Annotated in this window: 22 protein-coding genes; 16 read left to right on the top strand and 6 right to left on the bottom strand. The window is 47.1% G+C overall.

Features of this window, described 5'->3' with window-relative positions; genetic code table 11:
* Positions 1 to 236: 236 nt before the first annotated feature.
* A complete protein-coding gene (locus FW758_RS06920) occupies positions 237 to 1,013 on the top strand; it encodes a substrate-binding periplasmic protein (protein ID WP_432358000.1) in 777 nt (258 codons plus the stop codon).
* A 33-nt stretch (positions 1,014 to 1,046) separates the two neighbouring features.
* On the opposite strand, the gene FW758_RS06925 is transcribed toward FW758_RS06920, so the two are convergent.
* Positions 1,047 to 1,886, bottom strand: coding sequence for a LysR family transcriptional regulator (locus tag FW758_RS06925; protein ID WP_126491061.1), 840 nt, complete (start codon positions 1,884 to 1,886; stop codon positions 1,047 to 1,049).
* Positions 1,887 to 2,075: 189 nt separating this feature from the next.
* Here FW758_RS06925 and FW758_RS06930 point away from each other — a divergent pair, with 189 nt between their 5' ends.
* The 5 genes from FW758_RS06930 to FW758_RS06950 all read left to right on the top strand — a co-directional run bounded on the left by FW758_RS06930 (position 2,076) and on the right by FW758_RS06950 (position 8,394).
* Entirely contained in the window at positions 2,076 to 2,807 is a 732-nt protein-coding gene (locus FW758_RS06930; protein WP_126491060.1) for an SDR family oxidoreductase, read from the top strand.
* A 488-nt stretch (positions 2,808 to 3,295) separates the two neighbouring features.
* Positions 3,296 to 3,625 carry a c-type cytochrome gene (locus tag FW758_RS06935; RefSeq protein WP_446444993.1) on the top strand — a complete coding sequence of 110 codons (330 nt, stop codon included), beginning with the start codon at positions 3,296 to 3,298 and terminating at the stop codon, positions 3,623 to 3,625.
* A gap of 200 nt (positions 3,626 to 3,825) precedes the next feature.
* Positions 3,826 to 5,550 carry a DUF3373 domain-containing protein gene (locus FW758_RS06940; protein WP_446444994.1) on the top strand — a complete coding sequence of 575 codons (1,725 nt, stop codon included), beginning with the start codon at positions 3,826 to 3,828 and terminating at the stop codon, positions 5,548 to 5,550.
* Between the two features lie 55 nt (positions 5,551 to 5,605).
* On the top strand, positions 5,606 to 6,994 hold the full coding sequence (locus tag FW758_RS06945; protein ID WP_063883317.1) for a tetrathionate reductase family octaheme c-type cytochrome: 1,389 nt from the start codon (positions 5,606 to 5,608) through the stop codon (positions 6,992 to 6,994).
* Between the two features lie 239 nt (positions 6,995 to 7,233).
* Positions 7,234 to 8,394 (top strand): putative sulfate/molybdate transporter, encoded by a 1,161-nt coding sequence (locus tag FW758_RS06950; protein ID WP_446444995.1) that lies wholly within the window; start codon positions 7,234 to 7,236, stop codon positions 8,392 to 8,394.
* 115 nt (positions 8,395 to 8,509) lie between these two features.
* Here FW758_RS06950 and FW758_RS06955 read toward each other — a convergent pair whose 3' ends face one another.
* The 3 genes from FW758_RS06955 to FW758_RS06965 are packed head-to-tail and all read right to left on the bottom strand — an operon-like array spanning position 8,510 to position 11,273.
* Complete coding sequence (locus tag FW758_RS06955) at positions 8,510 to 9,502, bottom strand: polysaccharide deacetylase family protein (RefSeq protein ID WP_446444996.1); 993 nt, start codon at positions 9,500 to 9,502, stop codon at positions 8,510 to 8,512.
* Complete coding sequence (locus tag FW758_RS06960; RefSeq protein ID WP_446444997.1) at positions 9,499 to 10,137, bottom strand: ester cyclase; 639 nt, start codon at positions 10,135 to 10,137, stop codon at positions 9,499 to 9,501. Before FW758_RS06960 ends, FW758_RS06955 begins: the two co-directional genes overlap by 4 nt.
* Positions 10,137 to 11,273 (bottom strand): alkene reductase, encoded by a 1,137-nt coding sequence (locus FW758_RS06965; RefSeq protein ID WP_446444998.1) that lies wholly within the window; start codon positions 11,271 to 11,273, stop codon positions 10,137 to 10,139. Before FW758_RS06965 ends, FW758_RS06960 begins: the two co-directional genes overlap by 1 nt.
* Positions 11,274 to 11,384: 111 nt before the next feature.
* On the opposite strand from FW758_RS06965, the gene FW758_RS06970 reads away from it, so the two are divergent.
* Positions 11,385 to 12,296, top strand: coding sequence for a LysR family transcriptional regulator (locus FW758_RS06970; RefSeq protein WP_446444999.1), 912 nt, complete (start codon positions 11,385 to 11,387; stop codon positions 12,294 to 12,296).
* Between the two features lie 35 nt (positions 12,297 to 12,331).
* Here FW758_RS06970 and FW758_RS06975 read toward each other — a convergent pair whose 3' ends face one another.
* Positions 12,332 to 14,143, bottom strand: a complete 1,812-nt coding sequence (locus FW758_RS06975) for a sensor histidine kinase (protein ID WP_446445000.1) — start codon at positions 14,141 to 14,143, stop codon at positions 12,332 to 12,334.
* Positions 14,144 to 14,355: 212 nt separating this feature from the next.
* Here FW758_RS06975 and FW758_RS06980 point away from each other — a divergent pair, with 212 nt between their 5' ends.
* The 8 genes from FW758_RS06980 (at position 14,356) to FW758_RS07015 (ending at position 20,262) form a co-directional block, all read left to right on the top strand.
* Positions 14,356 to 14,958 (top strand): response regulator transcription factor, encoded by a 603-nt coding sequence (locus tag FW758_RS06980; protein ID WP_432378563.1) that lies wholly within the window; start codon positions 14,356 to 14,358, stop codon positions 14,956 to 14,958.
* A gap of 416 nt (positions 14,959 to 15,374) precedes the next feature.
* The gene (locus FW758_RS06985; RefSeq protein WP_432357824.1) at positions 15,375 to 15,650 is read left to right on the top strand and encodes a hypothetical protein; all 276 of its coding nucleotides are present in this window, start codon (positions 15,375 to 15,377) and stop codon (positions 15,648 to 15,650) included.
* Between the two features lie 15 nt (positions 15,651 to 15,665).
* On the top strand, positions 15,666 to 16,217 hold the full coding sequence (locus tag FW758_RS06990) for a dihydrofolate reductase family protein (RefSeq protein ID WP_446445001.1): 552 nt from the start codon (positions 15,666 to 15,668) through the stop codon (positions 16,215 to 16,217).
* Between the two features lie 165 nt (positions 16,218 to 16,382).
* Positions 16,383 to 16,958 (top strand): type II secretion system protein, encoded by a 576-nt coding sequence (locus FW758_RS06995; protein ID WP_131523473.1) that lies wholly within the window; start codon positions 16,383 to 16,385, stop codon positions 16,956 to 16,958.
* Between the two features lie 144 nt (positions 16,959 to 17,102).
* Entirely contained in the window at positions 17,103 to 17,627 is a 525-nt protein-coding gene (gene hslV / locus FW758_RS07000; protein ID WP_011918556.1) for an ATP-dependent protease subunit HslV, read from the top strand.
* A gap of 19 nt (positions 17,628 to 17,646) precedes the next feature.
* Positions 17,647 to 18,975: an ATP-dependent protease ATPase subunit HslU gene (hslU, locus tag FW758_RS07005; RefSeq protein WP_311991644.1), complete on the top strand. Its 1,329-nt coding sequence runs from the start codon at positions 17,647 to 17,649 to the stop codon at positions 18,973 to 18,975.
* Positions 18,976 to 19,171: 196 nt separating this feature from the next.
* Positions 19,172 to 19,558, top strand: coding sequence for a gamma-butyrobetaine hydroxylase-like domain-containing protein (locus FW758_RS07010; RefSeq protein ID WP_063883307.1), 387 nt, complete (start codon positions 19,172 to 19,174; stop codon positions 19,556 to 19,558).
* A 119-nt stretch (positions 19,559 to 19,677) separates the two neighbouring features.
* Positions 19,678 to 20,262: a DMP19 family protein gene (locus tag FW758_RS07015; protein ID WP_446445002.1), complete on the top strand. Its 585-nt coding sequence runs from the start codon at positions 19,678 to 19,680 to the stop codon at positions 20,260 to 20,262.
* Between the two features lie 34 nt (positions 20,263 to 20,296).
* Here FW758_RS07015 and FW758_RS07020 read toward each other — a convergent pair whose 3' ends face one another.
* A complete protein-coding gene (locus FW758_RS07020; RefSeq protein ID WP_198573037.1) occupies positions 20,297 to 20,773 on the bottom strand; it encodes a hypothetical protein in 477 nt (158 codons plus the stop codon).
* A 522-nt stretch (positions 20,774 to 21,295) separates the two neighbouring features.
* Here FW758_RS07020 and FW758_RS07025 point away from each other — a divergent pair.
* The gene (locus tag FW758_RS07025) at positions 21,296 to 22,861 is read left to right on the top strand and encodes a cryptochrome/photolyase family protein (RefSeq protein WP_446445003.1); all 1,566 of its coding nucleotides are present in this window, start codon (positions 21,296 to 21,298) and stop codon (positions 22,859 to 22,861) included.
* Positions 22,862 to 22,889 lie beyond the last annotated feature (28 nt).

A 22,889-nucleotide genomic window follows, 5' to 3' on the forward strand; every position in this document is an offset into this window, starting at 1 on the left:
GTAAGTTTCGCAGCAGCGAATGAGTCCCAGAAAAGGTTTGGCCAAATGAAATAAGCCAAACCTTTTAGTGATAAAATAGAGTGCATTTATAATTACTTAAAAAGCACAGTGGATTTATAAGCACTACAATCATTGTATTCACTAAACCTGTACGGCTAAATGACTAGACATAAAACCTAGTCGGATTAACTGTCCAGCCCGATAATTAAAACGGACCATTTTAATAGGCAAGATGAATGAGGCTGATACTGATAATCGTCATTTCATGCTTATTTCTGCCCCAAGCGAGAGCAGAAACCTCTGCCGTTAACTGGCAAGCACACTGCCGCGATAGGCATCCTGTAATTTATTTCGAAAATGGTGAGTGCAAAGGCCCAGGTGCTGCGGTGATCAATCAAGTTATCACCCGTCTAGGTCACACGGTAAATTGGAGTAATGTGCCTTGGGCACGCACGATAAAAGTCGCCGAAACGGGACAAGTCGACCTCATTCCCGTCCATTCGATGACACCCGAGCGCAACGATTTTCTGGACCCTATGCTACTGGGCTACGACAAGCGCTACGTCTATTACTTTGCCCTTGCGAATCGACAGCTTGAGGTCAAAAATTTCGATGAATTAAAGCCTTATATCATTGGTGCACTCAGAGGCGCTTTTTACTGTCCGCAGTTCAATGACAATCAAAATCAACTGAAAGTGTCTTTTGTTAATGATAACGGCCAGTTAATCAATATGTTGAAGGCAGAGCGTATCGATTTAGCCATCACCTCCGAACAACATGAGATGCAATTCTTTGCTAAAAATCCCCAACTTAAGCAGATGGAATACGTCGACATCAGCAAGAACGGTCGCTATTTCAGCATTCCGCTCATGTCCCCGCTGCATCAATATGCCAAGCAAGTTCACCAGATAGTCGACGACATGCGCACCTCAGGTGAAATCACTCGGCTATTTGAGTCCTATGGCGTCGAGCCTCCGCTTAATCTCACTGAATCGCCCTTAGCGACTCACTGATCTGAATACTGATAACCCAAAACTAACTTGGAATTAATGCGCGTGTGCGGCTAAATGCCGTAACAAGGCTGCCAGCGTTGGCGCAATCGTCTGATGGGACGGGTAACACAGACCAATACGACGAAACATTCTCGGACCATCAAATTTTACTTGCTTGAGTCTAGGCTCATCCTCAATTAAACCATCAGGCAAAAAACTCACCCCAAATCCAGCCAACACCAGCGACATCACGAGAGACTTAGATTCGGCCTTAGCGACTAAATTGAGCGACATATTGCTGCACGCCAATAAACCTATCGTCTGCTGATGAGCTTCACAGGGGGGACACTCGATAAAGTCAAAACCATTTAGCTGCTCGGGGCGTAGGCTATCTACTTGGGCGAGGGCATGCTCCTTGGGGACGCACAACACATAATCTTCTTCCCACAGCGGGAAAAACACTTCATCTTCATGGCGTAAACTGTCGATAGTTAAACGACAATCTGCGGGGCTTTGGTAATCCACCAGCTCCAGATCTAGCTTCTCAATGGCTTGATTCACCTGCTGTAAAAATCCCGCCAAACGCCGCTGACTGAGATCTGGCATCACAGCCAAACGTAGCTTTTGTCGGCTCGCCTTCGCCATAAACAGACCCGGCAATTTACTCGCCTCCTCAACTAATTTAACCGCCAAAGGATACAAATAATGGGCGCTATCTAAGGGTTTAACGCCTTTCTTACTACGCTCAAATAGCTGGCCGCCTAACTCTTCTTCCAATTGCTTTAAACCAGCTGACAGTGAAGGCTGGCTCACAAAGCAACGGTTAGCCGCTGCGGTGATATTGTTCTCTTCAAAAATTGCGATAAAGAAACGCAGTAAACGTAAATCAACCATTTTATCTTCTCCGACAACGGCGAATTAGTACAAAGTTCGATAATAGTGTCATAGGCTGAGCCTATCATATCCAGCTGGAATAAGTATTTTTCGGCTAAAAATCCCCAGCCTATACTGATTGCCAACTTAAAGACGCCGAAAAACAGTTTGTTTACGGCTCAGATTGACTTCAATTAATAGGAAATACTAATGAATCAAGTTACTAAATCACTGGTTGTCATCACGGGCGCTTCATCGGGTATTGGCGCCGCTATGGCCAAAAGTTTTAGCGCCGCAGGCCACCCACTGTTATTACTGGCACGCCGGGTTGAAGCAATGCAAGCACTTGAATTACCTAACAGCCTCTCTATCAGCGTCGATGTCACCGACGCTGCAGCCATTAAAACCGCCATAACTCAAGCAGAAGCACAATTTGGCCCTGTCGGCTGTCTTATCAATAACGCGGGTGTGATGTTGCTGGGTCAGATCGATGTGCAAGATCCTAACGAATGGAGCCGCATGCTCAATATCAATGTGATGGGCGTACTTAATGGCATTCATGCGGTATTAGCCGACATGAAAGCTCGTAAAACTGGCACTATCATTAATATCAGCTCAGTGGCGGGGCGTAAAACCTTTCCAAACCACGCTGCTTACTGCGCCACTAAATTTGCCGTGCACGCCTTAACAGAAAACATTCGTGAAGAAGTCGCCATGGATGACGTACGCCTTATCACTATCGCCCCAGGCGCAGTAGAAACTGAGTTGCTAAGTCATACCACCAGCGATGACATTAAAGCCGGTTACCATGACTGGAAAGAAGAAATGGGCGGCGTTATCGCGCCTGAAAACGTCGCCGCTGCCGCACTGTTTGCATGGCAACAACCGCAAAATGTGTGCGTACGCGAAATCGTTCTAGCACCAACGCGCCAGCAACCTTAATCCGTCCCGAGTCCGTATTCGCCTAGACTGTTTAGGCGAATACGGCTCAGAAACACTCATCAACCCAAGCCAAAAAACAAAAAATGTCAGATCATGCTCTAGCATTTATAGCTTAGTGCCACATCCCTCCCCATCTCGCTAATTTTAAAATAGCTACTTTAGTTAATGCATATTTTACAAAGTGTTAGCTAAATCACAGTCGCTTTTGGCGTGTTAAGTACCAAACACGACAGGTAAAATCGTCATGGCTAATTTAGCTAAAAAATCAACCTATTGGTTTTACTGAAATAAAAATGACGTAAACCGCGACAAAATACAGTCAATTAGATTTTTATCAATGAAGTTTTTATCAATTAGATTTTTTTAATGGAAGTGATGCACCTCAAATTTACTCACTGTGGTTTTTGATAAATTTGTTCACAAGGCGGAATCAATAAAAACACTTCGCCAACAAAGTCATACAAATGACCACAAAAGTAAGGAATGAGATGATGAAAACATTAACCAAGATAGCAATAGCAATGACCGTAATAGGCAGCTTAGGTATCAATGCCTACGCAGCAGACGGTGGTAACCCAAAGAAAGGTAAACATTTATACAAAAAAGAATGTAAAGCCTGCCATAGCCAAGGTGGCGAAGGCGGTGAACTCACACCTATGACCAAGACTATGAGCCAATGGGATCGCTTCTTTGATAAAGATAAGCACAAGCTCAAACCAGAAGTATTCAACGGCTTCACAGAACAAGACCTTAAGGACATACAGCAATTTTTGTATGACCACGCCGCTGACTCAGACCAACCACAAACCTGCGGCTGATCTCGAGCAAGGCCTTCGCGCCTTAACAGCCTAAAGCCATAGCACAAAGCGGCCCTGCAACTGCTTTACACCTAGCGGCTTAACACTCAAACCCAATGCGAGAAAAAATGGGGAAACACCTCAGGGACTCCTATTGGGTAAATTTGGCGAAATGCTTCTTAGCGAGATAGCGCCAACAAAAAAACTCAGGGAGAAACCTTATGCGTACCCTTATCTCAATACTCGTTGCTAATGCCTTGTTTATGTCGGGCCAAGCCCTTGCTGCACCGAACGATGTGCAAAATGAAACGCAAAAAATTACCGAACTTAAACAACAGCTTGCCGATATTACCGAGCAATTGGATGACCTTAATAATCGCGTAGATAAAACAGAGCGACACACATCATTAGATCGTCTTGAAATTACAGGTGATTTCCGCACTAAAGCCCATTCATTGCATTTCCAAGATGTGGTTTGGAGCCCTGCGATGAAGGTTAACTTCAACGACTTTGGCGCCAAAGCTATGTCGGGCGCCTTTGGCATGCCCAACGATCTAAATTCGCCTCTTGGCAAAATGATGCAAGCCAATCCAGACCTTGCCGCCGCCTTCCAAAATGGCATGTTGCAGGGCGTGATGCCCTATGTGCTCGCCCCCAAAAGCGTACAAGACATAGATAACGACATCTACTACACCACTCGACTGCGCCTCAACCTTAAGGCAAAAGTATGGGATAACGTCAGCTTTGCTGGCCGTCTCAGTATGTTCAAAAACTGGGGCGACTCCACAGGAGTGCAAGTGTTTGACTCTTGGCGATCTTTCACTATGGATGGCACCAGCAGCGGCAATACCAGTGGCGACTGGTTGCGGGTCGAACGCGCCTATTTTGACTGGAAAAAAATCAACGGCTCCGAGTTTTATCTCTCCATTGGCCGTCGCCCTTCAACCTATGGCCCACCAAGCCACTACCGTGAAAACGAGCTACGTGGCGGCACGCCTTCAGGCCATTTAGTTAACTTCAACTTCGATGGCGCCACCCTAGGTTATAACCTAGGGGAAATCACCGGGGTTGAAGGGCAAGTTGTCCGTTTTTGTTACGGCCAAGGCTTTGAATCCCAATGGGGCAATGGCGAAATGTTTGGTGACATAGTCACTAAAGATACCCACCTCGGTGGTTTTAATATCGATGCCATCAACGATGGCACCAACTTCCTCCAGTTCACCCTGTTTGGCGCTAAAGATGTGAATGACGGCTTTAAAGGCACTATGGCCTTCCCGACTCAGCTGGCGGGCATTTTCGCTCCGACCATGTACCAAGATATGCAAAAGTTCGACAATTTTAACTTTGTTACCCGAGTACAACCCAGCGGTGTGATGGGTGACATGTACCTAGGCGGGATTGGCTTTGCACGGGAAGAAGCAAACGATATTAAATGGTTTGCCTCACTCGGCTGGACTCGCGCCGAGCCCAATGGCAACGCAGGTATGTTTGGTGGCATGTTATCCGATGCTATCTTCGAGGCTGAGTTAAATAGCACTGGTACTGAGATCATCATGGTGCCTAAAACCAGTGACGATAGTGATACCAAAGACGGTTACGGCATTTATGTCGGCGTACAAATTCCTGCACCCTACGGCAAGTTTGGTCTGGAATATAACTATGGTTCTAAATATTGGACACCCTTCACCCAAGCCCAAGACGACCCTATCGGTAGCAAACTTGCCACCCGTGGTCATGTGGCCGAAGCCTATTATATCTTTGATATCAATCCAAAAATGTTTATCAAATTGGCCGGGCTTTACTACGACTATGAATACACAGGTAGCGGCACACCTGTGGGTGCTCCGCAAAAAATTGATGATGTGTTAGCAGGTTCGGCTTACTCCATGTTGCCTGTGGTCGATACCGCCTTCGACATGAACGCCTCACTCACAATTAACTTCTAATCCGTCATAAATAACAGCTATCAGCCCTCGGTCAAGCCGAGGGTGGGAGTAAAAAATGAGAAGACTCTTACTTATTGCCTTGGCGGGTATGACATTAAATACCTATGCCGCTAATCCCCATAAAGAGGTGCTCGAGGGCCCCTTTGCGACGGGTACGCAAGTCACGGCACAATGTTTAGTGTGCCATGAAGACCAAGCCACAGACGTTATGAAAACCTCCCACTGGACTTGGGAGTTAGAACAAAAGCTGCCCGACAGAACCGTACTTAGGGGCAAAAAGAACAGTATCAATAACTTCTGCACCTCAATTTCAGGCAACGAACCTCGCTGTACCAGCTGCCATGCGGGCTACGGCTGGAAAGATAACGACTTTGATTTTAAAGATAAAACTAAAGTCGATTGCCTTGTCTGCCACGATACGACTGGAACTTATGTAAAAGATCCTGCAGGCGCGGGCGAGCCAATGGCAAAACTCGACTTAGCTAAAATCGCCCAAAATGTCGGTAAGCCAGTTCGCGACAACTGCGGCAGTTGCCACTTCTATGGCGGAGGTGGCGATGCGGTGAAACATGGCGATCTTGACTCTTCCATGTCTTACCCAGACAAAGCGACCGATGTTCACATGGATAGCGACGGAAATGACTTTCAATGTCAGAACTGCCACACCACTGAAAAACATCAGATATCTGGCAATGCGATGGGCGTATCTCCCGGTGGTATAGACCATATTGGTTGTGAAAACTGCCACGACAGCGCACCGCACAGCAATAAGAAGCTCAACACTCATACGGCAACGGTTGCCTGTCAAACCTGCCATATCCCTTACTTTGCTAAGAATGAACCCACCAAAATGCGTTGGGATTGGTCAACCGCAGGCGAGGATAAACCAGAAGCCGTTGACCAATACGGCAAACACACCTACCAGAAGAAAAAAGGCAATTTTGTCTGGGATAAAATGGTTAAACCCCAATACGCTTGGTATAACGGTACAGCCAATGCGTACATGACTGGCGACAAAATGGACCCGAATGCCATCACAAAACTCACCTACCCCATAGGCGATATCAATGATGCAAAAGCGAAAATTTATCCCTTTAAAGTTCACACAGGTAAGCAAATTTACGACAAAAAACTCAATATCTTTGTGACCGCTAAAGTCTATGGCAAAGGCGGTTACTGGAGCGATTTCGATTGGAGCTTAGCTGCCAAGCTCGGAATGGAAGCCAACCCGACTATGGTAGAAAAAGGCCTGAAATACAGTGGCGAATATGGCTTTGCTGAAACAGAAATGTGGTGGCGTATCAACCATATGGTGTCACCTAAAGCACAGGCCTTAAATTGCAACGACTGCCATAACAAAGGCTCAAGACTCGATTGGCAAGCCCTAGGTTATCAAGGTGACCCAATGAAGAATAAACAAGGACCAAAACATAAACAGCCTTAATTAAACCATTCCCTGCAAAACCCATTGAGATCTTAGTGCTTCACTAAGATCTCTTTTTTATGATGTTGCCACTCTGGCACAAACACAGACATTTAGACTCAGCCAGTCTTCTACCTTGCCCCAGTTTGTCTCACCGGGTGACGCTTCACGGTAGTTTGACTCTGTCTATCCGCCAAATCATCTGATTTTTATGGCATTTATTTTGCGTAGTCATAGCGTGTTCAATTACGGCAATCAGTATGACCTCGGGCAAAATATCCCAAACAGTATTCCATCTTTCATTCAACCGTTTACTCGGTGAAACCAGTGGTGCCTTTGCCGACTTAGGCACTTTTTTGCCTTTGGTGTTGGGGCTGATTGCCCTTAATCAATTTTCGCCCCAAGGGATTTTTTTGGGGTTTGGTCTATTCGCTATTCTCAGCGCGCTGTTTTACCGTCGCCCGATTCCGGTACAACCGATGAAAGTCATCGCTGCACTGGTGATCGCTCAGGGCTTAACCCCAGGCATGTTGCAGGCAAGCGCCATGTTGATGGGCATTATCCTGTTAATTCTGGCTTTTAGCGGCGCCATTACTTGGTTAGCAAAACAGTTATCCCAAGCAGTAAGTGTTGGCATTCAACTCGCCATCGGTCTGCAACTGATGTGGATGGGCACTAAGATGATGAGTGAATTTTGGCTGCTTGGCGTGGGAGCTTTTGTCCTGTTATTTATCAGTAAATTTTTGCCGCTGCGCTACCTTGCCATGCCCTTAGTCATAGCGGCGGGGATGATTTGGCAAGCCAGTACACAAACTAATTTAGTCACTAACTTTGATATTCAAGCCGTTACAGCGCCATTTCAATTGGCATGGCCGACGTCTATTGAGTGGACTTCCGCCGCCCTTTTATTGGTTTTGCCACAACTGGCTCTCACCTTAACCAATGCAGTGATCGCCACGTCTGTGATGGCACAGGAGAAATTTCCTGAAGATGCCGCCAAACTCACGCCCAAAAACTTCGCCACTAGCTCAGGCCTTGCCAACTTATTGCTCGCGCCCTTTGGTGCCTCGGCCATGTGCCACGGTGCGGGCGGACTTGCGGTGCAATACCATTTTGGCGCTCGCACTTATCTGGCGCCGTTAATTTTTGGCAGTACGTGCTTAATGATAGCCCTGTGCTGGGGTACTAATATCGCTTGGCTATTAAGCCTTATTCCTATGGCAATCCTCGGCAGTTTACTGACCACTGCGGGGCTACAATTAGCATGGTCGAAACGCTTAATCGATGGTAAGCCCTTCTGTATCTTTGTGATTTTATCAACCGCTGTGACTTGCCTCGCTATCAACGCCGCTGCGGGACTTGCCGTGGGGATCATTCTGGAGCAAGGTCGCCGCACTTGGGCCATGTTAGCCATGCGTTAATCGCTTCCGACCCAATAAGGTTCCCAAAATCAAACAGCGCGTTAAACAACGCGCTTTTTGTTAACCATTCAAACCTCTTCCAACTGCCATCAACGAGAACGAGAGTTATAGCAGGCTAAAAGGTTCTTACAGGATTGGTCGGTGTGTCCTTTTGCGCCAGCGCCCACTTAGCAATGGCATCTTTACGCATAAAGCCTACGTTAGTGTGACCTTTCGCGTACTGAATAAACTTATCTAAAGCGGTCACAAGTCCAGGAGCGCCACCAATACGGTCGTGCACACTGATCGACATCATCCGTCGCTGCGTCGAACCTTCTTGATAGAGCATATCGAACTCATCCTTTAGTTCCTGCAAAAAGGCCGCGGCAGTCATAGCAGTATTGCCACCAAAACGGCCGATATCATTGTTACGTAAAGTGTAAGGCACAACCGCAAACGGCTTATTTCCTACTGGGATAATTGAAGGCTCGTCCCGCGATAGGTCATCAATGTGATAAATAAAACCTAAGTCCTGCAAAATATTGAGGGTCTGAGTACTATGGCGCATCCAAAAGGCATTAAAACCTAAGGGGCGCTGACCAGTGATCCTTTGCAGCGTCTCAATACTCGCTACATAGGAGGCGCGTTCCTCTGCTGGCGACATGCTGTATTGTGGCGTCCACGTTTGTCCGTGGCCCGAAATCTCATGCCCCTCATCTGCAACTTGTTTGGCAAGTTGAGAATGTAGCTCAGCGGCGCGCCCAACCATGTGAGACGTCACCTTGATATTGTGCTTACGCCACAAGCGCAGCAGTCTTGGAATGCCTTCGTTCATACCGTAATCGTACCAAGTCGGGGTGATGGTATCTGGATAGCCCTTTTCCATCGGCGGAAACGGCCCTTCGGCATTTTTATCTTGAGCACCTGCTTCAAACTGCATTGAGATTGAAATCACTAACTGCTCACCACTTGGCCAAAATATTTTGTTCATCCCACTGCCACCTGAACTTTTGGAGTCATTTTCTAAGGTATCTAATGATGGTAAACCAATAGCAAGCGCCGTTTGGCTTAGGCCGAACCCAGCAGCGATGGCGCCACCTGCCATTAAAAATCGTCGACGTTGATTCATGATTGAGTCCCTGCAGCTAATTGAGAAAATAGCGTTTGATAATCTTCAAGGTGCCAGTTATCTGTGATGAAACCATCCCGTACTCGATACATGTCAACAGCACGAAAATCGATTTTCTGCCCTTGGCCTTGTTGCTCACCAAAGACACCAGTAAAGCGGCCATTAAAACGCAGACGTACCACTGCACGATCGCCAACTACTAGCAAATGCTCAACTGAAACTGAGAGGTCGGGGACCGCTGCCCTAAATGCCTTTGAGGCTTCGAGTGGCCCCGTGATCCCCTGTGCGCGGCCAGCGGGCAGAGTACGGTCGATAAACCCTGTCGCTAACGCACTGTGGGCAAAACATACATCGCCCGTGCTCCAAAAACTGGCATACAGCAAGGCGGCGCGGGCGATAACTTGTGCCTGCGGTGATTCATCAGAAATCGTTTCCATTGCCGAGACTTTAGGCACTAACGCCGCTCGTACTTTAGTGATTTCTGGGGTCGCGCCGACTTGGGCGGCCATAGCATCTAAGCTCAGACTGGCTAAGCTAAAACCCACAATCGCGATACCTATAAAACCTGAAAACCATAGACTTAAGCTGAGCCAAGCGGGTAAGCACTGCACAGATAAACGGTTAACCCGATCCATTAGGCCACCTCATCGTCAGCGGATCGGATGACGGCTCTCAATACTTCGTTGTGTGTAGGATAATCGGTATAACCCGCCGCACTGCCGCCAAACAAGGGCCCTTTGTCGAATGCAGATAAAGGCAATTGATGCATTAAACGGTAAGGCAAATCAGGATTGGCAATAAAAGGACGACCGAAGGCAACTAAGTCCGCATAACCGCTCTCAATCACCTCATTGGCACGCGCTACATCGTAGCGACCCGCAACAATAATGCTGCCCTTAAAGACTTTACGCAGCTCGACTCTAAAGGACTCTGGCACCTTGGGCGCATCATCCCAATCCGCCTCTGAAAGATGCAAATAGGCCACGCCCAATGCCGATAAATGCTTAGCCGCTAACAGAATAGTGTCTACAATTTCGGGACACGCCATATCTTTAAACGTCACGTAAGGGGCGAGGCGAACCCCGACCTTATTGGCACCAATTTTCGCACTCACGGCTTGGACAATTTCGAGTAAAAAACGAATGCGATTTTCCTGAGAACCGCCGTAGACATCGGTTCTGTGGTTTGAATTGGTGCGTAAAAACTGGTCAATCAGATAACCATTGCCGCCGTGAATTTCGATGCCATCAAAACCCGCCGCAACCGCATTCACACCCGCCTGTGCAAAATCGGCCACAACGCGGTCGATATCCGCTTGCACCATAGCCCTAGGTTCTGGGCAATCCACCATTTGTCCTTCAGGATGGGCTTCATCCACAATCCATACTTTAGTGTCAACGGGCGTAATAGCTGATGGCGCAATCGGGGCATTACCCTGCTGAAAAATCGGGTGTGATACACGGCCAACATGCCAGATTTGATTGAAGATTTTACCGCCTGCTTCATGCACCGCCGAAGTGACTTTTTTCCAGCCCTCAATTTGCTCTGCGGTATACACGCCCGGCGTAAATGAATAGCCTTGGCTGTCATCGGAGATTTGTGTCGCTTCTGTAATGATTAACCCCGCCGAGGCACGCTGGGCATAATATTGCGCCATCAGGTCATTAGGAATATTGCCTGGCTGCATGGTACGCGCCCGAGTCATAGGGGCCATCACAATGCGATTGTTTAGCGCCAGTGACGCTAATTTGTAAGACATGAATAAACTCATACACACTCCGAACCAGAAATTAAGATGAAACATCAGTGGTGCAATTGTGCATTAGTTAATCTATATTGATAATCAGGCTATTATTAAAATCATTTTCAAAAATAATTTGATATGTATCATTTAAACGATCTGCAATTAGCGCTGCGTATCGCAGCCTTAGAGAGTCTCTCGGCAGCCAGTAAAGAAATCGGCATGACGCCGGCAGCGGCAAGTGCCGCGCTGCAAAGATTAGAGAAAAAGCTAGGATGTCAGCTATTTGCTCGCTCAACGCGGCGCTTACAGCTCACAGAAGAAGGGCGGATCTTTCTCGATTCGGCGAAACCCGCACTGGCGATTCTCGAAACCGCCAGCGCCAATTTAGCCGAACACAGGGGTGAGCTTAAGGGCGAAGTGCGTCTCGCCTTGCCTTCGGATATCGGCCGCAGTCAGATCCGTGCTTGGCTCGATGAATTGATGGACAGCGCCCCAGAACTGACAGTGCAGCTGTATTTTGGCGATCATATGACAGACTTAATAGACCAAAATATCCATTTAGCTTTGCGCTATGGTCAACTTGACGACTCAAACCTTAAAAGGCGTCAGCTCGCCATGACCCCAAGAGTACTGGTCGCCTCACCCGCTTATCTGGCACAACACGGCACACCAAGCACACTAAATGAACTCAGCCAACATGCTGTGCTGATTTTAAATCGCGGCGGTGAGCCGTGGCAGAAATGGAAATTCAGCCATAATGGCGCCCCCGTTGAAATCGAAGTCAAGGGTAAACGTTTCTGTAACGATGGCGCAGTGATCCGCGATTGGGCAATCGAAGGCCGTGGAATTGCCTATAAGAGTTGGCTCGATGTGGCGCAAGATGTCACCGAAGGCAGACTCCACTTAGTGCTAGCCGATAAAATAGCCCCACCGATCCCACTGCAATTGGTATACCTACAAACCGATTATCCCAGCCATAAGATCCGTCGCACCATAGAGTTTTTAGTAGAAAAGCTCAGTCAATTCGCCCAAAACTATCCACTGCCCTAATACAATTGATCTGCAGCTAAGTGAAGCTAAGCACATTACCCCTTAGGTAAGACCACAGTCACCACACAGCCCTGTTGCCAAGGCAGTAAAGCTTGCGTGGATTGCTGACAGTTTTCGATTTGAATGCTGCCGTGATGGCGGGTAACCACATCCTTACAGATGGCTAAGCCAAGCCCTAATCCCGCATCTTTGGTTGAGGCAAAAGATGCCATCAACTCACTCGCCTGCCCCTGTAGCCCTTCGCCATTATCAATAACTAACACTTTGATTTCATTTGGATGATAATAGATATCGATCCATAATTGACGCACACGATTATCGCCGCAGGTTTCTAACGCATCTAAGCTATTTTTTACTAAATTGACCCACATTTGACTTAAACCAACGCTATCGCCCATCAGTTCAAAGGGCTCACCCTGCACTCGCACATTAACTTGCACATTCGCTCGGTCTAGCTCGCGCCGCAACAGAGCTAAAGCTTCTTTCACCACTGGCACTATATCTAAAGGTTCGGTCTTGGCCTGACGCCGCTTGAGTAAACCGCGAATACGATGCACAACCGCTCCGGCGCGAATCGACTGCGCATTAATTTTACCGAGTACATCATAGAGTTCCGGATTATCTTGCCCAAGCCTTTCCAGTTGTAGCATGGCACCTTCGCTGTATTGGGTAATGGCGGCTATGGGTTGATTGAGTTCATGGGCAAGTCCTGCACCTATTTCCCCAAGAATCGCCGCACTTTGCAGTCGCTCAAGCTGCAGTGCCTTGTCCTTTAATTGACGCTCAGTGCTGACTAAAAACTCACTTTTCTGGCGAAACTTATATTCAAGCCACAGGTGATAAATGGTGGAAATAATGAAAATTAACAACAGTGCGCCACCCCATTCTTTATTTTTTGCCATCCATTTGTATACGGTTTGATAAAGTGGTGGTGATGCTCCCTGTAGTTGTAATTCTTTAAATAACTCAATCACTTTTAACTGGCTTACGGGCGCAGTCCAGCCCAAAGTATCGGCGGTAATTGCTGCAATATGATCGGCAGGTAAATCGAATAAGGCGCGGGTAATCGCCATCGTCAGCTTAGGAGAAACCGTATCCGCCGCAGCGAATGACCAGTTTGGGTATAACTGAGTGCTCACCTCGCAATCATATCCTGCAGGCGTTGCAGGATGGATAACCCGATAATCGCCCTGATTAACAAGACCCGTTGCGATCATTTCTTCTAAAGTACAAAAAGGCGCAATGGCGGCGTCGGCACTGCCGTCTCTGACTTGATAGATAAGCGGTTCTAACGGGAAACCGAGAAAGCGCACTTGCCCAAAAAACTGTTCGGGTAAAAAGCCCATTTTATGCAGTAACCCCATGGCCGCCTGATACCCGCCTAATGCCTGCGGATCACTGGCGACCACATTACGCCCGCGCAAATCCTGCAGAGTGCGGATAGGGCTATCGGCGCGGACAATAATAGTCGCGCCTATGGTAAAAGTACTGCCTTGATGCTTACGGCTCTTCATCGTCGCGAGCCAAGACAGCGGGAAGTTATTGCTTAGATGCAGATATTGCCCAGGATTAGTGACGATAAACTGCAAATCATGACCGAGTAACTGGCTACGCATGCCATTAAAATCCACTGGCACGACTTCAAAATGACTATTAGGCACTTGCTCAGTCAGGTAATCCATCATAGGTTGCCAACGCTGCTTAGCTTGTAACACACTGTGATTTGCCAACACTCCGACTCTAAAGTGGTTCACCTGCGGCACGTCATCGGCATAGGACTGACTGAGCCCAATGACACTTAGGCATAATCCCATCACTACCGCTTTACACCAAGAGTCAATCGTCATCGCCTCTATTACCCACTCTTATATGCCATTGTCATGGAACGACTTTAGCTCACAGATAAAAATCAAGCTGTGAAATGTCGCCAAACTCTGATTTATGCCCAGAGGGAATTGGCTAATTTAGTGATGTATCTCCCAAGACCTAGGCTTAAAATTGAGCCCACTCGGCACCCAGCTTAAGCTGATAGCATGCTTACCGCCCCACAAGGAACACCATGTCAATAAAATTGCCACTCTATCTAGTCGATGACGATGAAGCGATTCTGGATTCACTAGGCTTTATGCTCGGACAATTTGGCTATCAAGTGCAAACCTTCAACAGCGGCCGCGACTTCCTTGAGCACTGTGCATTATCACAGGCGGGCTGCGTGATTTTAGATAGTCGAATGCCAGAAATCACCGGCCAAGAAGTGCAGCAAAAATTACTGGAAACCCACAGCCCGCTAGGCGTGATATTTCTCACTGGCCACGGCGATTTACCTATGGCGTTAAGCGCCTTTCGTAAGGGGGCCTGCGATTTTTTTCAAAAACCCGTATCGGGTAAGGCATTAGTACAAGCGATTGAAAAGGCACAGCGTGAAAGCCAAGCGGCCTTCGAGCAGCAAAGTCTGCAGCATAAGTTTGACCAACTGACCGAGCGCGAACAGCAAGTGTTAGCCCATGTGATCCAAGGCATGACCAATAAGCAAATCTCGGAGGCGATGTTTTTATCCCTACGCACGATTGAAGTACACCGCGCCAAAATCATGAAAAAACTCGAAGTGAACAATATGGCAGAGCTAGTGCAACACTTAGGCAATCTACATTCTGTTTTATAAGCCAATGACCCATAGTCGCTAAACAATCGCGACGCCTTCTCGCCACGCATAAGGATTTAACCGTTAAACCCTTTTTACCCCGACCATTCAAGATACCGTAACTACACAGTTTTCATCCAGCCTGCGACAAGCTGTCGCAGTTTGCGCATTTGGCTTTGTTAAATATCGTATCAACCCGCACAATCAAGCCATAGGTTCCTTCCTTTGTGCCCCGCAGGCGCTCAAGAAATCCACTGCTTTTTGAACCTCCACCCGAGGGTAACTATACCCTCGGGGATTTTTTTGCTTCCATCTGCGAATGCCTTCCTCCAAGATAACAACTAAAGTGGAAATGTAACGATCCAATTCTAGTTCCGTCTGCAAAGCAGTTATATACTTTCCAACCGTCTCAAATAATAAGAATCATGGAAGAGCGAATGTTCAAACCTTTAATATTACTCAGCTTTAGCACCTTAGTCTTGACCTGTATGAGTGGCTGCGTTGGGCCGCTTAATTCAAAATGTGATACAAATTCCCCCTACAGCAAACAAGAATGCAATGCAGCCGATGCCGCAGTTTATGTTGCAGCCGCCATATTGGAAGGCCCAGATAAAGGTCAAATGTGTAACGATATGTCAGGCAAAGCAAAACAAGACTGCCTCGCTCAACAACAAGCACTGAAAGAATCATTAGAGAAACACGCTCGAAAATAGCATTAAGGAAGATGAATGAAAGCCTCCGTTTTTATTGCCGCGACCCTCGACGGTTATATCGCAACGCCCGATGGGGATATCGACTTTTTAAATCAGCACCCCAGTACTAATCCCGATGAAGACTTTGGTTATCATACCTTTATCGACACTATCGATGCGATTGTAATGGGACGAAAAAGCTTTGAAAAAGTCCTCTCCTTCGATTGTGATTGGCCCTATGTAAATATCCCAGTGTTTGTATTAAGTCGCAGCGGTGTAACAGTACCGTCGGCGTTAAGTGAGCACGTGCAAGTGCTAAATGGCGATGCAGCAAGCATTAGCGAGCAACTCAAAACCCGTGGCTTTAAGCATCTCTATATCGATGGCGGCCAAACAATCCAAGGCTTTTTAGCGGCAGGGCTAATTCAGGAACTCACGCTCACTCGCATCCCCACTTTACTGGGTAAAGGTATTTCCCTCTTTGGCGACTTAGCTCAAGCGATTCAATTAATGCCAATTCACACGCAGCAATACGACAATGGCTACGTACAAACCCGCTATCGTGTTATAGACGAAACCGCTTTATAAGCCGTTTACATTCGGCTGATTGCATTGAAGGGTGAAGTGATGGCTTACCATCTTGCTGCATAACCATGTAACAGCAATGTTAAACAACTAAATATTATCAATGGCTTACTGATTGCAAATCAAAGTTCCGTTAGAATATTGTCCTCTAACAAATAGGTGAGCAATATGAGTCGTTTGCAGTCATCGAAAGGTTTTACATTAATTGAGCTGGTTGTGGTCATTATCATCCTTGGGATCTTGGCCGTCGTCGCAGCACCACGGTTTTTAAACCTAGGCCAAGATGCTCACGATGCCAGAGCCAAAACCGCATTTGCGGCCTTTGCCTCTGGTGTTAAGCTTTATCACAGTTGCTGGCTTGCGGGCGGTCACTCTGGTTATACCCAAGATCTCGCCTGTTATGGTGACGGAAAACTCGACTCGACCACCACAGGATTTCCACTGGGAATAGAGACTGCAACCGCTGATGCCGGTGCTAAATTGCAGGGCGATTATTGTGGTCAGTTATGGCAAGGTCTTTTGGCTAATAATGAATTTGTCATTGCCGATCAATACTCTTGGCGCACAGTTCCCAATGTCGACATTGTTTACTGGTATGGTGCCGTCGACATTACCGATCCCAATGCTTACTGCATTTTCAACTATGTCTCTGACGATCGCAGCTTCGGCAGTGAAAACTGGGATCTTAAATACTATCCCTTCGATGGCCGCACTATTGTAGGTCGATCCACCCTTTCCCAATAAGCGCTTATTTTTATTGCTAAAGGAGCGCGAAAGATCGCAAACTCCTTTGGCATTTGCCGCGATTACTTGAATTATTGTCATCCATCCCCATATATATCCCATCATCCACCGCAACTTTTGCTGCGGGCCAGAAGAGGATTCACTGTGACCACTATCGTATCAGTACGCCGTAATAATCAAGTTGTCATCGCCGGCGATGGCCAAGTCTCCCTAGGCAATACCGTGATGAAAGGTAACGCCAAAAAAGTGCGTCGCTTATATCACAACAAGGTACTGGCAGGTTTTGCAGGCGGCACCGCCGATGCTTTCACCCTATTCGAGCGTTTCGAAGCCAAACTCGAAATGCACCAAGGCCATTTATTGCGCTCAGCCGTTGAGCTTGCCAAAGATTGGCGTACCGATCGTATGCTACGAAAACTCGAAGCCATGCTCGTTGTTGCGGATGCCGAAGCATCGCTGATCATCACAGGTAACGGTGATGTCGTACAGCCAGAATATGACTTAGTTGCCATAGGTTCAGGCGGCAATTATGCCCAAGCTGCGGCGCTCGCCCTACTGCAAAATACCGAATTGTCTGCGCTAGAAATTGCTGAAAAGTCCTTAACAATTGCGGGCGACATTTGCGTATTTACCAATCAATTCAAAACGATTGAAGAACTCAATTACTAAACAGCCCGTGAGGAATATTATGTCTGAAATGACCCCCCGTGAGATTGTCCACGAGCTGGATGCACATATTATTGGTCAACAAAAGGCCAAACGTTCTGTCGCCGTCGCCCTGCGTAATCGCTGGCGCCGGATGCAACTGGACGCAGACTTCCGTCAAGAAGTCACCCCAAAAAACATCCTGATGATTGGCCCAACAGGCGTGGGTAAGACTGAAATTGCCCGCCGTTTAGCAAAGCTCGCCAATGCGCCTTTTATCAAAGTTGAAGCCACTAAGTTCACCGAAGTGGGTTATGTCGGTAAAGAAGTCGAGCAAATCATCCGTGACTTAACCGACATCGCCATCAAACTGACCCGTGAACAGCAAATGGGTAAATGCCGTCAACGCGCCGAAGAACACGCCGAAGAGCGCATTCTTGATGCCTTGCTGCCTAAACCTAAAAATGACTGGGAAAGCACAGAAACCGATTCCAGTTCAAACACCCGTCAAGTGTTCCGCAAAAAACTGCGCGAAGGTCAATTAGACGACAAAGAAATCGATATCGATGTGGCACAACCACAAATCGGCGTCGAAATCATGTCGCCACCCGGCATGGAAGAAATGACCAACCAGCTGCAAAGCCTGTTTAAAAACATGGGCCAAGCACCGGCAAAACGTCGCAAGATGAAAATCAAAGAAGCGTTCAAGCTGTTGATCGAAGAAGAAGCGGCAAAACTGGTCAATCAGGAAGATTTAAAAGAGCAAGCCATTGAATTGGTTGAGCAACACGGCATAGTGTTCCTCGACGAGATCGACAAAATCTGTAAGCGCGGCGAAACCTCTGGCCCAGACGTTTCCCGTGAAGGCGTACAGCGCGATTTACTGCCGTTAGTCGAAGGCTGCACTGTGACCACCAAACACGGCATGGTGAAAACCGACCACATACTGTTTATCGCCTCTGGCGCATTCCAGATGTCTAAACCGTCGGATTTAATTCCTGAATTACAGGGTCGTTTACCGATCCGTGTCGAGTTAGATGCGCTCTCAGCCGATGATTTTAAACGCATTCTGACCGAGCCACACGCTTCGCTCACCGAGCAATATATCGCGCTGATGAACACAGAAGGCGTGAAAGTTGAATTCAGTGAATCGGGTATCGACAGCATTGCAAAAGCCGCATGGCAAGTGAATGAGCGCACCGAAAACATCGGCGCCCGTCGTTTACACACTGTGATGGAAAAGCTGATGGAAGATATCTCCTACGAGGCATCGGAAAAATCGGGCTCCGCCTTTGTTATCGACGCCGACTATGTCAGCGCCCACTTAGATAACTTAGTCAAAGACGAAGACTTAAGCCGCTTTATCCTCTAGTGAAAACCCGCTCACCGCCAAGCCCAACGACTTGGCGGTGAACGGTAACTCACAATGCAAAAGTGTGACTTAAACGAAAAGCCTGACCAAGGCTCTCGCTTACCCTTTGTATCCTTGGCCGCGAGTGGTTACATTAGTCAGGTGTTACTTTAATGAGTCGTTATCCTATCCTTAGCATTTTCTTGGTAGCCAACCTATGACCACAGCAACGCCGAATGTCACCGATCTTAAACTGAAACGTAAATCGCGCATTCTAGAAATCAGTTTCGATAATGGTGAGCAATATCAGCTCAGCTGCGAGATGCTCAGAGTCTACTCGCCCTCGGCAGAAGTGCATGGTCACGGCAATCCCAAGCTGGTCACCCACAAGAAAAACGTCAACATCAGCGCCATAGAACCTGTCGGTAATTACGCCGTAAAAATCGTCTTCGATGACGGCCACGACACAGGCCTATTCTCGTGGAAAGTACTCTACGATCTCGCCACCCACCAAGTGGATCTATGGGAAAAATACCTCGCCCGCCTACGCGCCGAAAAAGCCTCACGCGAACCGCTGATCGCGATGAATATAAAGTACAACTAGTACGTTAGGTAAATAGACGCTTAATTGTGGGATGTAAACTCTAGAAACAGAGAATTTAACAATGGGTAGCTTGTGAAGCTGTGAGTTCTCTTACTGACTTGAGTATCAAAGGAAAGACCATGTCGGAAAAAATCCCCTGCCAAGAATGTAACACCTTAATCCTTCCGAGTACCGCCGAGAAAAATGAGGGTTTATGCATGCCCTGCAAAAATGGCATACGTGCAAATCTCGAGCGTGCGAAGGAATACTACCAACATGAGCGTGAACTCGATAAAACCTGTCCCTTTCGAGCCTTTTGGCGAGATCTTGTTGTAAGGGTACATAACAAAGATCAAGGTTTTTATACGCTTAGACCAGAGGAACAAAACTACTATGCGGTGAACTGCTTATCTGGCGAAGTCTATAATGGTGGATTTATTCAGTATTTCGACAACTCTTCAGGTGAGCATTACGCCTTCGCCGAACGTGGACTTATCCAAATGGGAGCAAGCCACTCGTTAAACTTATTGCACCAAGCAAAACAGGCCGTGTTTGGCGAAAAGCCAGTACCAATCGACAGAGATCGTCGTTTAGCCGCAACCGATAACCAAGACCTGTACAGCGTACTCGATAAGCTCGATGACGAGTTTTATAAAGATCTAGATGATCTCGATGCCAAGCTTGAAAACTACGCCCTTGATTACGGACTGGTAAATAACACTTAACTGGCGATTGTCAGTAATCACTTAAAGATAAAGGCTATCCTTGGCAGAAATAAGCATAATTGAGCCTATCTTGCTGACCCCATACCGCAGTCCAGCCATTCACATCACTCATGTAAGCGAAATAAATGGACTGCGTTTTAAGACAAACATCTTGAAATGGCGCTTTATTTTTATTAATAAAATGCGCCGACCTAACCAACACATCGGTACAAACGTCTTCATCCTCCACTAACCAAATAAAATCATCACGCCATTCATCCAATGCTATCGCTGCCTCTGGGGAATAGAGTCTCAACTTATCTTGAGCGAGTACCATTTGCTCTGGAGTCACAGAACATGAAACCGCCAACTTATCGAATACACCTGAACCGCCAGCCCAAAAAGACAAATCAAATTCCAACCTATCCTCTAGCGGCGTAAAACCCAATAAATTTTCAATAATCATCAAACTTTTAGCTAAATCGGCATCTGGCCTTTGGTAACGCTTTTCAATCCCATCATATTCCCGCATACAAACTAAGCTCCTGCTGCGTTAAGTGACGCATTAAAATTGAGTAACATACTATAAAATAATGAAAAAGATAGGACAGGCAAAATTTTTTGAGATTAGAAGCTAACACCGAAACTTCAGGAGTTCACCTTCCCCTGCGAAGTTGTCGAAATACGCAGATAAAAATGCCGTGGCGGCATCATGGATGATGGCGCAGGCTCGGGGGGACAGGGATGTCCCATCTGAGCCGTTAGGCAATTTTTATTGGAGTATGAGACCAGTAACTAATGCATGTAACTTCGCTAGGGACGCCGGGGGATTTCCAAAAGGGGAACAGGCGCTTTTCCCCTTTTGGTCGGGTGTGGGGTGAAGCCCCACGACTTTGCTTTAAAATAATTTAACCTGATTCAGTATTCAAAGAAGTTAACCAATCCCAAATCACAGCGATAAAACTTCCCCCTGTAAAGCTACCTTCAGATTGATCCCAATCCCCCATTTAACCGTAACCCTCAATTGAAAATTGTCATTCAACGAGTCCACTTAATGCAATTACAGCAATTCCATACAGTCAGGTTAATTTTAGGCGATCAACTCAATGCCCAACATTCTTGGTTTAACCGTGTTGATGAGCAAGTGCTGTATGTGATTGCAGAATTGCACCAAGAAAACACTTATGTGACCCATCATGTGCAAAAGATATGTGCCTTCTTTGCGGCAATGGCGCAATTTGCCCAAGAGCTGCGGGCGCAAGGGCATCAAGTGCTCTTTCTCACCCTTGATGACACCTTCAATAACACTCAGGGCTATAGCGATCTACTGGGGCTCATTCGACATCAGGTAACACAGGTTGGCGCGATCAAGTTTGAATACCAAAGGCCAGATGAATACCGCCTACTTGAGCAATTGAGCCAGCTTAAGCTCAACACCGCCGTGGTGAACTGTGTTGATACAGAGCACTTTATCTTGCCGTTTGACGAAATCGATGCGCAGTTCCCCGTCGGCAAACACATTATGATGGAGCACTTTTATCGCCGTATGCGTAAACGCTTCAACATCTTGATGCAAGAAGGAAAACCACTCGGCGGACAATGGAACTTTGATGCCAGCAACCGTCAGAAGCTTAAAACTCAGGATATAAAAGTCTTGCCTGAGCCATTAATGTTTAGCCTCGATGTAACTGAGATTCTCGCTAGGCTTGAGCGTCACCAAATCCCGACCATGGGTCGCATTGATGCGCCATTGCTGTGGCCGATAAACCGTGCGCAAAGCCTCACACTATTGACGTATTTTTGTCAGGTTTGCTTGCCATCCTTTGGCCGTTTTCAAGATGCCATGACAGCACAACATCCGGCCAAGTGGAGCTTGTACCATAGTCGACTATCATTCAGCCTTAACAGCAAATTAATCAGCCCGTTAGAAGTCATCAATGCGGCCATCGACAGCTATCAGACCAATGCTGAAATTGATATCGCCCAAGTCGAAGGATTTGTGCGGCAGATATTAGGTTGGCGAGAATACGTTCGCGGCATTTACTGGGCCAATATGCCGCAGTACGCCAGCACTAACGCGCTCAATGCCCATGGGACGCTGCCCGATTATTTTTGGCATGGCGACACTAAAATGAACTGCATGCGACAAGCGTTATCCCAATCATTAGATTTTGCCTACGCCCATCATATTCAGCGCTTAATGGTGATCGGCAATTTCTGTTTATTAACTGAAATCGAGCCAAATCAAGTCGATGAGTGGTATTTAGGCGTGTATGTTGACGCCATAGAATGGGTTGAAATGCCCAACACTCGCGGCATGGCCTTGTTTGCCGACGGCGGTATTGTCGGTACTAAACCCTACGCCGCTAGCGGTTCCTACATCAATAAAATGAGTGATTACTGCAGCGGCTGTCATTACAAGATAAAAGAGCGCAGCGGCGCACTTGCCTGCCCGTTCAATAGCTTTTATTGGCGCTTTATGGACAAACACCGCGCTCGATTGTCGCAGAACCCAAGGATCGGCATGCTATACCAAACTTGGGACAAAATGGACGAGTCCGTAAGGCACGCCATATTAGCCACGGCCGAACACAATCTTGTTCATCTAAACCGTTTATAGCTGAACCATTAGCACTGAGTGTTAGTGC

Source organism: Shewanella sp. 1180_01 (assembly GCF_052850535.1).

Bases quoted from the DNA above. Each gene is read 5' to 3' on its own strand.
- FW758_RS07025 (WP_446445003.1), top strand. From the start codon at position 21,296: ATGCAATTACAGCAATTCCATACAGTCAGGTTAATTTTAGGCGATCAA.
- FW758_RS06995 (WP_131523473.1), top strand. From the start codon at position 16,383: ATGAGTCGTTTGCAGTCATCGAAAGGTTTTACATTAATTGAGCTGGTT.
- FW758_RS06965 (WP_446444998.1), bottom strand. From the start codon at position 11,273: ATGAGTTTATTCATGTCTTACAAATTAGCGTCACTGGCGCTAAACAAT.
- FW758_RS06960 (WP_446444997.1), bottom strand. From the start codon at position 10,137: ATGGATCGGGTTAACCGTTTATCTGTGCAGTGCTTACCCGCTTGGCTC.
- FW758_RS06920 (WP_432358000.1), top strand. From the start codon at position 237: ATGAGGCTGATACTGATAATCGTCATTTCATGCTTATTTCTGCCCCAA.
- hslU (WP_311991644.1), top strand. From the start codon at position 17,647: ATGTCTGAAATGACCCCCCGTGAGATTGTCCACGAGCTGGATGCACAT.
- FW758_RS06945 (WP_063883317.1), top strand. From the start codon at position 5,606: ATGAGAAGACTCTTACTTATTGCCTTGGCGGGTATGACATTAAATACC.
- FW758_RS06980 (WP_432378563.1), top strand. From the start codon at position 14,356: ATGTCAATAAAATTGCCACTCTATCTAGTCGATGACGATGAAGCGATT.
- FW758_RS06990 (WP_446445001.1), top strand. From the start codon at position 15,666: ATGAAAGCCTCCGTTTTTATTGCCGCGACCCTCGACGGTTATATCGCA.
- FW758_RS06985 (WP_432357824.1), top strand. From the start codon at position 15,375: ATGTTCAAACCTTTAATATTACTCAGCTTTAGCACCTTAGTCTTGACC.
- FW758_RS06925 (WP_126491061.1), bottom strand. From the start codon at position 1,886: ATGGTTGATTTACGTTTACTGCGTTTCTTTATCGCAATTTTTGAAGAG.
- FW758_RS06940 (WP_446444994.1), top strand. From the start codon at position 3,826: ATGCGTACCCTTATCTCAATACTCGTTGCTAATGCCTTGTTTATGTCG.
- FW758_RS07010 (WP_063883307.1), top strand. From the start codon at position 19,172: ATGACCACAGCAACGCCGAATGTCACCGATCTTAAACTGAAACGTAAA.
- FW758_RS06950 (WP_446444995.1), top strand. From the start codon at position 7,234: ATGACCTCGGGCAAAATATCCCAAACAGTATTCCATCTTTCATTCAAC.
- FW758_RS06930 (WP_126491060.1), top strand. From the start codon at position 2,076: ATGAATCAAGTTACTAAATCACTGGTTGTCATCACGGGCGCTTCATCG.
- FW758_RS06970 (WP_446444999.1), top strand. From the start codon at position 11,385: ATGTATCATTTAAACGATCTGCAATTAGCGCTGCGTATCGCAGCCTTA.
- FW758_RS07020 (WP_198573037.1), bottom strand. From the start codon at position 20,773: ATGCGGGAATATGATGGGATTGAAAAGCGTTACCAAAGGCCAGATGCC.
- FW758_RS07015 (WP_446445002.1), top strand. From the start codon at position 19,678: ATGTCGGAAAAAATCCCCTGCCAAGAATGTAACACCTTAATCCTTCCG.
- FW758_RS06955 (WP_446444996.1), bottom strand. From the start codon at position 9,502: ATGAATCAACGTCGACGATTTTTAATGGCAGGTGGCGCCATCGCTGCT.
- FW758_RS06975 (WP_446445000.1), bottom strand. From the start codon at position 14,143: ATGACGATTGACTCTTGGTGTAAAGCGGTAGTGATGGGATTATGCCTA.
- FW758_RS06935 (WP_446444993.1), top strand. From the start codon at position 3,296: ATGATGAAAACATTAACCAAGATAGCAATAGCAATGACCGTAATAGGC.